This is a genomic window from Pseudomonas fluorescens, assembly GCF_000968015.1.
In the GTDB taxonomy this organism is placed as follows: Bacteria; Pseudomonadota; Gammaproteobacteria; order Pseudomonadales; family Pseudomonadaceae; genus Aquipseudomonas; species Aquipseudomonas fluorescens_W.
The window spans coordinates 92,071-103,435 of record NZ_LACH01000003.1; the positions used below are offsets into that span (position 1 = coordinate 92,071).

14 protein-coding genes are annotated in these 11,365 nt (G+C 62.0%); 11 read left to right on the plus strand and 3 right to left on the minus strand.

Annotation, left to right across the window (positions count from 1 at the left end):
• Positions 1-203: 203 nt before the first annotated feature.
• From VD17_RS03405 to VD17_RS03415, 3 genes are read right to left on the minus strand one after another with little or no spacing between them, the layout of a single operon-like run.
• Complete coding sequence (locus VD17_RS03405) at positions 204-461, minus strand: cytochrome C oxidase subunit IV family protein (protein WP_046052671.1); 258 nt, start codon at positions 459-461, stop codon at positions 204-206.
• A gap of 10 nt (positions 462-471) precedes the next feature.
• A complete protein-coding gene (locus tag VD17_RS03410; RefSeq protein WP_046052672.1) occupies positions 472-1,059 on the minus strand; it encodes a cytochrome c oxidase subunit 3 family protein in 588 nt (195 codons plus the stop codon).
• Positions 1,043-1,846 (minus strand): CbbQ/NirQ/NorQ/GpvN family protein, encoded by an 804-nt coding sequence (locus tag VD17_RS03415; protein ID WP_046052673.1) that lies wholly within the window; start codon positions 1,844-1,846, stop codon positions 1,043-1,045. Before VD17_RS03415 ends, VD17_RS03410 begins: the two co-directional genes overlap by 17 nt.
• Before the next feature lie 199 nt (positions 1,847-2,045).
• Here VD17_RS03415 and VD17_RS03420 point away from each other — a divergent pair, with 199 nt between their 5' ends.
• The 11 genes from VD17_RS03420 (at position 2,046) to VD17_RS03470 (ending at position 11,273) form a co-directional block, all read left to right on the plus strand.
• Positions 2,046-3,734 (plus strand): nitrite reductase, encoded by a 1,689-nt coding sequence (locus VD17_RS03420; RefSeq protein ID WP_046052674.1) that lies wholly within the window; start codon positions 2,046-2,048, stop codon positions 3,732-3,734.
• A gap of 24 nt (positions 3,735-3,758) precedes the next feature.
• On the plus strand, positions 3,759-4,073 hold the full coding sequence (locus tag VD17_RS03425) for a c-type cytochrome (RefSeq protein WP_046052675.1): 315 nt from the start codon (positions 3,759-3,761) through the stop codon (positions 4,071-4,073).
• 16 nt (positions 4,074-4,089) lie between these two features.
• Complete coding sequence (locus VD17_RS03430) at positions 4,090-4,416, plus strand: c-type cytochrome (protein WP_046052676.1); 327 nt, start codon at positions 4,090-4,092, stop codon at positions 4,414-4,416.
• Complete coding sequence (locus VD17_RS03435) at positions 4,413-5,591, plus strand: cytochrome D1 domain-containing protein (RefSeq protein ID WP_046052677.1); 1,179 nt, start codon at positions 4,413-4,415, stop codon at positions 5,589-5,591. Before VD17_RS03430 ends, VD17_RS03435 begins: the two co-directional genes overlap by 4 nt.
• Position 5,592: 1 nt before the next feature.
• Positions 5,593-6,051 carry an Lrp/AsnC family transcriptional regulator gene (locus tag VD17_RS03440; RefSeq protein WP_046052678.1) on the plus strand — a complete coding sequence of 153 codons (459 nt, stop codon included), beginning with the start codon at positions 5,593-5,595 and terminating at the stop codon, positions 6,049-6,051.
• Entirely contained in the window at positions 6,048-6,563 is a 516-nt protein-coding gene (gene ahbB / locus VD17_RS03445) for a siroheme decarboxylase subunit beta (RefSeq protein WP_046052679.1), read from the plus strand. The genes VD17_RS03440 and ahbB (VD17_RS03445) overlap by 4 nt, the downstream gene beginning before the upstream one ends.
• Positions 6,556-6,999: an Lrp/AsnC family transcriptional regulator gene (locus VD17_RS03450; protein ID WP_046052680.1), complete on the plus strand. Its 444-nt coding sequence runs from the start codon at positions 6,556-6,558 to the stop codon at positions 6,997-6,999. The genes ahbB (VD17_RS03445) and VD17_RS03450 overlap by 8 nt, the downstream gene beginning before the upstream one ends.
• Entirely contained in the window at positions 6,974-7,489 is a 516-nt protein-coding gene (gene ahbB / locus VD17_RS03455; protein WP_046052681.1) for a siroheme decarboxylase subunit beta, read from the plus strand. Before VD17_RS03450 ends, ahbB (VD17_RS03455) begins: the two co-directional genes overlap by 26 nt.
• A gap of 205 nt (positions 7,490-7,694) precedes the next feature.
• Complete coding sequence (gene nirJ / locus VD17_RS03460; protein WP_046052682.1) at positions 7,695-8,873, plus strand: heme d1 biosynthesis radical SAM protein NirJ; 1,179 nt, start codon at positions 7,695-7,697, stop codon at positions 8,871-8,873.
• A 70-nt stretch (positions 8,874-8,943) separates the two neighbouring features.
• Complete coding sequence (cobA, locus tag VD17_RS03465) at positions 8,944-9,783, plus strand: uroporphyrinogen-III C-methyltransferase (protein WP_046052683.1); 840 nt, start codon at positions 8,944-8,946, stop codon at positions 9,781-9,783.
• Positions 9,780-11,273 (plus strand): nitrite reductase, encoded by a 1,494-nt coding sequence (locus tag VD17_RS03470; RefSeq protein ID WP_046052684.1) that lies wholly within the window; start codon positions 9,780-9,782, stop codon positions 11,271-11,273. Before cobA ends, VD17_RS03470 begins: the two co-directional genes overlap by 4 nt.
• Positions 11,274-11,365 lie beyond the last annotated feature (92 nt).

The following is an 11,365-nucleotide window of genomic DNA, read 5'->3' on the forward strand; positions in this document are numbered from 1 at the left end:
GGGTCGAAACCTGCTTGATGGCGATCAAGAAAGGCAGATGGTTATGGTCGGGTATAGATCGTATGGCTGACAGAGATCGAATGTGGGAGCGAGCTTGCTCGCGATAGCGGTCTGACAGTCAACGAAGATGTTGAATGTTATGGCCCCATCGCGAGCAAGCTCGCTCCCACATTCGAGTTGTGCTGTTTTACAGATCGTATTCCTTAACGGAACAAAACCAGCGTCAGCCCCACAACGGTCGCCACCACCAGCGCCCAGCTCAACATCAAGCGGCGCCACAGTCGCGGTGCGTGGCGCATCTCCATGAAGCCGTCGGTGATCAGCCACGCCTTGCCGACTGCCACCAGCAAAATGGCAATCGACAGCAACCACGTCACCCCGGCCTGGGCCAGCACCACAGTGCAGATGCTTAACGTCGCGAGCGCCGCCCAACAGACGAGCAAAACCCTGGAAACAGTCATGAGAACCTCGTCAACTCAGCACGTAGACCAGCGGAAACAGCATGACCCAGATCAGATCGACCATGTGCCAATACAACACGCCGGATTCAAACCCGCTGCACGTATTGGCGTCGTACAGGCCACGGCGACAGCGCTCGGCCAGCCACCCGAGAATGACCATGCCGAGCACTACGTGGAGAAAATGAAAACCGGTGAGAATCCAGTACAACGTGAAAAACGTGTTGTGCTCCATGCCCAGCCCCGAGGCCAGCAAGTGCCGGTATTCCGTGAGTTTCAGCACCACGTAGACACTGGCGGCGAGCAACGCCATCAGCAGGAAGACGGCGCCGTGGCGGGATCGTGAGCGCCTGACGTGCTCCTGCGCCAGCGCGGCGAACAGCCCCGCGGTGAGCAGGCTCAGGGTCATCGCCAACCCGGTGGAGGTGTTCAGCAACAGACGGCTTTCACTGAACATCTGCGGCTTGAGCGCCTGGGTCACGGCGAATGTCAGGATCAGGATGGCGAACACCGACAGCTCGGCCAGAATGAAAAACCACATCGCCAGATCGCCCGGCAAGTGACGGCGCGAGACGCCCGTGGACTCAGCCGAAGTGGACATCAACCACGTCCATCAGCGCGGCAACGGTCAGTGGATCGTCGCTCAGCGGCTCGGCCAGGCAGGCCATGCAGGCCTCACGCGGGCTCATGCCGGAGCCGATCATCCGCGCGGTAAAAATCAGCAGTCGCGTTGAGGCGACCTCCTCCAGATCATGTTGATCGAGCCGGCGCAGCGCCTGGCCCAGCCGCACCACTTGCGCCGCCAGCGCGCTGTCCACCTGAGCCTCCCGGGCAACGATGCGTTCCTCATCGGCCACCGGCGGATAGCCGAAGCGCATCGCGACAAAGCGTTGGCGGGTGCTGGGTTTCATGCCCTTGAGCAGGTTCTGGTAGCCGGGGTTGTAAGACACCACGAGCATGAAGGACGGCGGTGCCTTCAGCACTTCGCCGGTGCGTTCCAGGAACAACTCCCGACGATCATCGGCCAGTGGATGCAACACCACCACGGTGTCCTGACGCGCCTCGACCACTTCGTCGAGGTAACAGATGCCGCCTTCACGCACCGCGCGGGTCAGCGGCCCGTCCTGCCACCAGGTGCCCTGGGCACCGATCAGGTGACGGCCGATCAGGTCGGCCGCGCTCAAGTCGTCATGGCAAGCCACGGTGTACAGCGGCAGCTTCAGCCGATGGGCCATGTGCTGGACAAAACGGGTCTTGCCGCACCCCGTCGGGCCCTTGATCAGCACCGGCATGCCGTGTCGCCAGGCTTGTTCGAACAGCGCTTCCTCATTATTCAGCGGTTGGTAGAAGGGTTCGATCGGGTGTTCGCAAGACTGGGTACGGTCCATGGGGTGCCTGTTCCAAAAGCGGATTCAAGGAACACGCTACGGGCCCCTGCGACAACCTGGCAAGTGAGATGGCCGGCAAACTTGATCGTCGTCAAGCGAACATTGGCCTGCTCGGGCATAGCCTTGCACGGCACTAAGAACCTGCGTTCTGCGCTGCCGTTTCAGCACATCGCAAAGGTCTTGCCTGAGGAGAAATGGAATGCTGATCAGCAACAGAAAAACGTTTGCCCTGACCCTCGCCACATTGTGTTCGTCACTGGCCCTGGCGGTGAGCCATGCCGCCAGCGCTGAAGAGCCCGCCGCCGCGGCCACCCCGCCCATGGTCAAAACCGTCGGCGCTCCCGACATGAGCCAGGCCGAGTTCGACTCGTCCAAGGAAATCTACTTCCAGCGCTGCGCAGGCTGCCACGGCGTGCTGCGCAAAGGCGCGACCGGCAAACCGTTGACACAGGACATCACCCAGAGCCGCGGACAACCGTATCTGGAGGCCTTGATTACCTACGGTTCTCCGGCGGGTATGCCGAACTGGGGGACCTCCAATGCGCTGACCAAGGATCAGATCACGTCAATGGCCAAGTTCATTCAGCACACGCCGCCGACGCCACCGGAATGGGGCATGGCCGAGACGCTGAAAACCTGGAAAGTACTGGTCAAACCCGAGGATCGTCCGAAGAAGCAGCTGAGCAAACTCAACCTGCCGAACCTGTTTTCGGTGACGTTGCGCGATGACGGCAAGATCGCCCTGATCGATGGGGACAGCAAGAAAATCGTCAAGCTCATCGAGACCGGTTACGCGGTGCATATCTCGCGGATCTCGGCTTCGGGTCGCTACCTGCTGGTGATCGGTCGAGACGCCCGGATCGACATGATCGACCTGTGGCCGGTGGAGCCGACCAAAGTCGCCGAAGTCAAAGTCGGCATCGAGGCGCGCTCGGTCGAGACCTCCAAGTTCAAAGGCTACGAAGACAAATACACCATCGCCGGTTCTTATTGGCCGCCGCAATTCACCATCATGGATGGCGAAACCCTGGAGCCGAAACAGATTGTTTCGACCCGCGGCATGACCGTCGACAAGCAGGAATATCACCCGGAACCCCGGGTCGCGGCGATCATCGCCTCCCACGAATGGCCGGAGTTCATCGTTAACGTCAAGGAAACCGGCAAGGTGATGCTGGTCAATTACCAGGACATCAAAAACCTCACCGTCACCTACATCGATGCCGCGCCCTTCCTGCATGACGGCGGTTGGGACAGTACACACCGCTACTTCATGACCGCCGCCAACAACTCCAACAAGGTCGCCGTGATCGACTCCAAGGAGCGCAAGTTGACCGCGCTGGTGGACGTCGGCAAAACCCCTCACCCGGGTCGCGGCGCCAACTTCAACCACCCGATCTACGGCCCGGTCTGGGCCACCAGCCACCTGGGTGATGACGGCATCTCGCTGATCGGCACCGACCCGACCAAACACCCGCAATACGCCTGGAAGCAGGTCGCCTCACTCAAGGGCCAGGGCGGCGGTTCGCTGTTTATCAAAACCCATCCCAACTCTCGCCACCTGTACGTCGACACCACCCTCAACCCGGACGCCAAGCTCAGCCAGTCAGTGGCGGTGTTCAACATCGACAAGCTCGACGCCGGCTACACCGTACTGCCCATCGCTGAATACGCGGGCATCAAGCAAGGCGCCATGCGCGTCGTGCAACCGGAATACAACAAGGCCGGCGATGAAGTCTGGTTCTCCGTGTGGAGTGGCCAGGCCGACGAGTCGGCGCTGGTGGTGATCGACGACAAAACCCTGAAGCTCAAGTCAGTCATCAAGGACAAACGACTGATCACACCCACCGGGAAGTTCAACGTCTACAACACCCAACACGACATCTATTGAGCTCCATCAATGCAAGGAAACACCATGAAAATTACTCTGTTCTCACTGTTTGCCCTGACCGCTGCGCTGAGTGTGCAGCCGGCCATGGCCCAAGACGCGCTGGAGCTGTTCAAGAGCAAACCCTGCGCAGCCTGCCACTCCATCGATACCAAGATTGTCGGCCCGGCGCTCAAGGATGTAGCGGCCAAGAACTCTGGCGTACCCGGGGCCGTGGACACCCTGGCCGGCCACATCAAGAACGGCACACAAGGCAACTGGGGCCCGATGCCAATGCCGGCAAACCCGGTGACTGAAGAAGAAGCAAAAATTCTCGCGACCTGGGTACTGACACTCAAATAACCGCCTGGAGGGCGCCATGATGGTTTATCGACACGCTGTGATTCTGGCGGCCCTCCTCCTCATTTGCGCAACCGCGGTTGCCGCGCCTGACGCCCCGCGTCAGGCGCAACTCGAACACCTACTGACCCAGGACTGCGGCGCCTGCCATGGGCTGCACCTGACCGGCGGGCTGGGGCCCGAACTGACGCGCGCAGCGCTGGCCGGCAAGTCACGGGACAGCCTGATTGCCACCGTCACCCAAGGCCGGCCCGACACCGCGATGCCCGGTTGGGCCCCGTTGCTCAGCCCCGACGACATCCATTGGCTGGTCGATCTTCTTCTCCAGGGATATCCCGCACCATGATCCGTTCAATCCTGCTGTCAGCGGCGACCGGGCTGTTGTTGTCCGCTTGCGTTCAGCCACCGTTGCGTGGCACCGGCGACTTGGGCGTGGTCGTGGAGCGCGCCACCGGTAGCGTACAAATCATCGAAAGCGACACCCACACCGCGCTGGCCCGACTCAAGGGTTTAGGCGACCTGTCCCATGCCTCGGTGGTGTTCTCGCGGGATCAGCGCTACGCCTATGTGTTCGGGCGCGACGGCGGGTTGAGCAAGATTGATTTGCTGACCCGGCGTATCGATCATCGCGTCATCCAGGGCGGCAACAGCATTGGCGGCGCCATCAGTCAGGACGGCAAGTTGATCGCGGTGTCCAACTACGTGCCCGGCGGGGTCAAGGTGTTCGATGCCGACACCCTGCAACAGGTGGCCGATATTCCGGCCACGCCGCTCGCCGATGGCACCAAGCGCTCCCGGGTGGTCGGTCTGGTTGACGCACCGGGGCAACGTTTTGTGTTCAGCCTGTTCGATACCGGCGAGATCTGGACCGCCGATTTCAGTCAGGGCAACACACCGCAGATCAGCCGTTTCACCGGCATCGGTGAGCAACCCTACGACGCCCTGATAACGCCCGATGGGCGCTATTACATGGCCGGTCTGTTCGGTGAAGACGGCATGGCGCAACTCGATCTCTGGCATCCGGAGCGCGGTGTGCAGCGGGTACTCGGCGATTACGGACGCGGCCAGGCGAAACTCCCGGTCTACAAGATGCCGCACCTGGAAGGCTGGGCCGTTGCCGACAACCAGGCCTTCGTGCCCGCCGTTGGCCGGCATCAAGTGCTGGTGATGGATTCGCGCACCTGGCAGCAGACCGCTGTGATCCCGGTGGCCGGTCAACCGGTGTTCGTCACGTCGCGCCCGGACGGTCGGCAGCTGTGGGTCAATTTCGCCTACCCGGACAATGATCGGGTTCAGGTCATCGACACCGAAACCCATGCCGTGGTCGCGGATCTGAAGCCGGGACCGGCGGTGCTGCATATGGAGTTCACCGCACGCGGCGACCAGTTGTGGCTGTCGTTACGCGACGGCGATCAGGTTCAAGTCTGGGATCCGTACCGCCTGAAGCTGCTGAGCACCCTGCCTGCCAGCGCACCGAGCGGCATCTTCTTCAGCAGTCGCGCGCAGAAAATGGGGTATTGAAATGAACCTTGAGCTGCTCAGCCGCCAACTCATCGAGCGCTTCCAGCACGGCATGCCGCTGTGCCCGTCACCGTATAAGGAGATGGCGCGGATTCTCGGTTGCCGCGAATCACAAGTAATGGCCTGCCTGGAAGAAATGGATCAGGCCGGCACCCTCTCACGCATCGGCCCGGTGTTCGAACACAGCCGCGCCGGGGCCAGCACCCTCGCCGCCCTCGCTGTGCCCGCCGAACGCCTGCAACAGGTGGCCGATCGCGTCAGTCAGTACCCCGAGGTCAATCACAACTATGCACGGGAGCATTTCTACAACCTGTGGTTTGTGTTGACCGCCCCTGATCGCCAACACATCGACCGCGTACTCAAGGAACTGGAGAACGACACCGGCCTCATGCCGCTGGACCTGCCGATGTTGACCGCCTACCGCATCGACCTGGGCTTTGCCCTGGGAGAAAACTCATGACATCTGGATTGAGCCCCCACCAAGCGCTGGCGCTGCGCCGGCACCTCGAAGGCGGATTGCCGCTGGTAGCGCGCCCCTATCAGGAACTCGCCGAACGGATAAACACCGACGAAAACCAGGTGCTCGAACAAATGCGCCAGTGGAACGAGCAAGGGCTGTTCCGCCGTATCGGCCTGGTGCTGCACCATCGCGCGCTGGGCTTTACCGCCAACGCCATGCTGGTGCTGGATATTCCCGATGCGCTGATCGACGAAGTCGGCCAGCGCCTGGGGCGAGCGCCCGGCATTAACCTCTGCTATCAACGTCCCCGGCGATTGCCGCAGTGGCGGTACAACCTGTTTTGCATGGTGCACGGGCGTCAACGTGAACAGGTGGAGGCGCAGATCCAGGCGTTGCTGGACGAACATCTGCTGAGCGACCTGCCCCATCAATTGCTGTTCAGCACCCAGGTCTTCAAGCAGTGCGGCGGTCGCTTTGCGCCCTCGCGCACAGGAGCACCGACCCATGGATGACCTCGACCGTCGCCTGATCAACCGCTTGCAATTGGGCCTGCCGCTGGTGCGCCACCCTTGGCGGGTACTGGCGGCCGAACTGGAGACCAGCAGCACTGAACTACTCGGCCGACTGCATACCCTGCTCCATGACGGAATGCTCACGCGCTTCGGCCCGATGTTTGACATCGAACGCCTGGGCGGCGCCTTCACCCTCGCCGCGCTGGCGGTCCCGGAAGAACGTTTTGAAGAGGTTGCCGAGCATCTGCAAGGCATGCCTGAAGTGGCACACAACTATCGACGCGAGCACGCCTGGAACATGTGGTTCGTGCTCGCCTGCGCAACTGAACATGACCTGACCGAGACCCTGCACCGCATCGAAACCCTGACCGGCCTGCCGCTGCTCAACCTGCCCAAAGAGGAGACCTACCATGTCGGTCTGTATTTCCCGGCCTGAAGACACCCTCATCCAGCGCCTGATCGTGTTGACCCAGGCCGGCCTGCCTTTGCTGGACGACCCGTGGGCGTGGCTCGCCGAACAGCTGGGGCTGAACATTGAAGCCACCCTGGATCTGCTCAAGCGCTTGCAAGCCGAGGGCGCGATTCGGCGGATTGCCGCCGTGCCCAATCACTACCGACTGGGCTATCGCCACAACGGCATGACGGTCTGGGATGTGCGCGACACCGACATGCCGCGTCTCGGCGCACTGATCGGCGCGCAACCCTTCGTCAGCCACTGCTATCGCCGTCCGCGCCGCACTGGCTGGCGCTACAACCTGTTCGCCATGGTGCATGGCCGCAGCAGCGATGAAATCAACAGCTACCGCGAGCACCTGCGCTACTTGCTGGGCGACGCCTGTGGGGCGGACGAGATGCTGGTGAGCAGCCGCATCCTGAAAAAAACCGGCTTGCGCCTAATGCCGGCCAGTTCAACGCATCCCTTGTAACAGCTGTCGAGCTTGCGAGGCTGCGTTCGGCGACGCAGTCGTCGTAAACCCTGCGAACGCGGTATTCCTGGGACACCGCAGTGCCTGATTTCACGACGACTGCGTCGCCGAACGCAGCCTCGCAAGCTCGACAGCTGCTACGGGCATCAGGCTTGCGTTTGCCTGTTGCTTCGCGCTGAACACGCTCTGACTGAAGGAGATTTACATGTTGAGGATCAGCCAATACCTGCGTGCGCTGGCCGGCCAGGCGCCTGCGCCCAGAACCAGTCCACCGGGCAGCAATCGGGCGCCGGTGGTGATCTGGAACCTGCTCAGGCGCTGCAACCTGACCTGTAAACATTGCTATGCCACCTCCGCCGACAGTGTCTTTCGCGACGAACTGGATACCGCCGCGGCGCTGACCGTGATCGACGATCTGCACGATGCCGGCGTCAAGGTGTTGATTCTTTCCGGTGGCGAACCGCTGTTGCGCGAGGACTTGTTTGTGCTCAGCGCCTACGCCCGGACCAAGGATTTCTTTGTGGCCTTGTCCACCAACGGCACGCTGATCGATGAGCAGAACATCGCGCAGATCAGCGCGGCGAACTTCGACTACGTCGGGATCAGCATCGATGGCCTGGAAGCCACCCATGACGCTTTCCGCCAACTCAAGGGCAGTTTCGCCCGTTCCATGCAGGCGATCCGGCTCTGCCGCGAACAGGGTATTCGCGTCGGGCTGCGCACCACCCTGACCCAGGAGAACCATCAGCAACTGCCCCAACTGCTGTCGCTGATGCGCGAGTACGACGTGCAAAAGTTTTACCTGTCGCACCTCAACTACAGCGGTCGCGGCAAACGCAGTCGCAAACTCGACGCACACCAGCAGATGAGCCGCGAGGCCATGACGCTGATCTTCGAGCGCGCCTGGGAAGACATCCAACAGGGCCGCGACAGCGATTTTGTCAGCGGCAACAACGACGCCGATGCCATTCTCCTGCTGCAATGGGCAGCCCTACGACTTCCCGAGCATTACCCACGCCTGGAAAACATGCTCCGCGCCTGGGGCGGCAACGCATCGGGCAGCGGCATTGCCAACATCGACAACACCGGCGAAGTGCACCCGGACACCTACTGGTGGCAGCACTCGGTGGGCAATGTCCGGCGCACGCCGTTCCGCACGTTGTGGCTGGATCAGCCGGATGCCCTGTTGTTGCGCCTGCGTGAACATCCCCGCGCCGTCGGCGGTCGTTGCGCACAATGCCGCTGGTTGCACATCTGCAACGGCAACACCCGCACCCGCGCCTGGGCCGAGGGTGATTTGTGGGGCCAGGACCCCGGCTGCCACCTCAGCGATGACGAAATCGGTGTGCCGCCATCAACGACCATCCCTTGCATCACCCACTGAATAGCCCGCACGGCCAACCACCTGACAAAGGCTGGGGCCGGTCAACCTGATGAAGCACCAAGGACGTCCCATGCCTCCATCGATTGCTATACCGGCCACACTTGAGTCCCCGTTCCGGCCGGGCGAAGTTGCCCTGGTCGGCGCTGGCCCCGGCGATCCACGCCTGCTGACCCTGCGCGCCTGGAGCCTGTTGATGCAGGCCGACGCCGTGGTGTACGACCGGCTGATCAGCCCCGAACTGCTGACCTTGATCCCGCTCACCTGCGCCCGCCATTACGTCGGCAAGGCCAGCGGCTGCCACAGCCTGCCCCAGGAACAGATCAACAAACTGCTGGCCGATCTTGCTGATCAAGGGCAGCGCGTGGTTCGGCTCAAGGGCGGCGATCCGTTCATTTTTGGTCGCGGCGCCGAGGAGCTGGAGTACCTGCTGCAACGGGGTGTTGATTGCCAGGTAGTACCGGGCATCACCGCCGCGTCCGGCTGCAGCGCTTACGCGGGCATACCGTTGACCCACCGCGACCTGGTCAACTCCTGCCGGTTTATCACTGGCCATTTGCAACGGGATGGCGAGTTGTCGCTGCCCTGGACCAGCCTTGCCGACAGTAGCCAGACCTTGGTGTTTTACATGGGCTTGTCGAACCTGGGGATCATCGCTCAGCGCTTGATCGAAGCCGGGCTGTCGGCCGATACGCCGGCGGCGCTGATCAGCAACGGCACGCGTCCCGACCAGCACGTCGCCCGTGGCAAGCTGCACCAATTGCCGACCCTGGCGCTGGATTGTCCACCGGGCATTCCGACACTGACGGTGATCGGCACGGTGGTCGATCTGTTCGCCGCAGAAAAACTGGAATACCCGGCACGGCTTTACCCGGCGCAAGCACTGCAACGCCACGCCAAGGTGGCGATATGAGGCGCGTGCTCCTTGCCCACCTGTTATGGATCAGTGCGGCCCAGGCCGGCGCAGCGGTTCCGGCACTTGAACACGCCGCGCAAAACTATCAGCAGCATTGCCAGCGCTGCCATGGCGCCAATCGGTTCGGCGGTGCGGGCCCGGCGTTGCTGCCGGAGAGTCTCAGCCGGATCAAACCCGATGAAATCCGCAGCGTGATTCAGAACGGCCGCCCCGCGAGCCAGATGGCCGGCTATGCCACTGTGTTCAGCCCCGCACAGATCGACGCGCTGGTGGACTACCTTCAGCAACCCCCCGCCACCCCGCCCACCTGGAGCAATGACGACATTCTCGGCAGTCACTCGCTGCTCGCAGACCTCAGCAAGCTGCCCACCACGCCCCAGCATGGCGCCGACCCGCTGAACCTGTTCGTGGTGGTGGAAGCCGGCGACCATCACATCGACATCCTCGACGGTGACCGCTTTGAGGTGCTGGCGCGATTTGCTTCGCACTTTGCCGTGCATGGCGGGCCGAAGTTCTCGCCGGACGGGCGCTTCGTCTACTTCGCCTCCCGTGACGGCTGGATCAGCCTGTATGACTTGCACAACCTGAAACTGATCGCCGAGGTCCGCGCCGGGCTCAACACCCGCAACCTGGCGGTGAGCAAGGATGGACGCTGGGTGCTGGTGGGCAACTATTTGCCCGGCAACGTGGTGGTGCTCGATGCCCGCGATCTGTCGCTGGTCAAAACCATTCCCACGATCGGGCAGGACGGCACCGCGTCACGGGTCAGCGCGGTGTACTCCGCCCCGCCGCGCGACAGCTTCATCGTCGCGCTCAAGGACGTGAAGGAAGTCTGGGAACTGTCCTGGGCCGGCACTCCCAATTTCGAACCACGACGGATCCCTGCCGGGGATGTTCTCGACGATTTCTCTTTTTCACCGGACTACAAACAGCTGCTGGCCACGTCGCGCAAAGCCCAGGGCGGTCAGGTGATCGACCTCGACAGCGGCAAGGTAATCACCGACATACCGCTGCCGGGCATGCCGCATTTGGGCTCGGGGACCTATTGGAAACGCAACGGCGAGTGGGTGTTCGCCACGCCGAACATCAGCAAGGGGCTGATCTCGGTCATCGACTTCAAGACCTGGAAACTGATCAAGGAAATCCCGACCCTGGGGCCGGGTTTCTTCATGCGCAGTCACGTCAATTCGCGGTATGCCTGGAGCGACGTGTTCTTCGGCCCCGATAACGATGCGATCCATCTGATCGACAAACAGACGCTGGAGATTGCCTACACCTTGCGCCCGATGCCCGGCAAAACCGCCGCTCATGTTGAGTTCACCCGGGATGGCCGCTACTTGCTGCTGAGCATCTGGGACACCGACGGTGCGCTGATCGTCTACGACAGCAACACCCTCAAGGAGATCAAACGTATTCCGATGAACAAGCCTTCGGGCAAGTACAACGTGGGGAACAAGATTGAGTTTGCCGAGGGGACTTCGCATTAGGCCTTGGGTGTATATCCGTTTCTGCGGTCACGGCGGCTGGCGGTTTCGCTCTTACAGCGAGTCACTTGGAAGAGCCCCAAGTAACCAAGGGC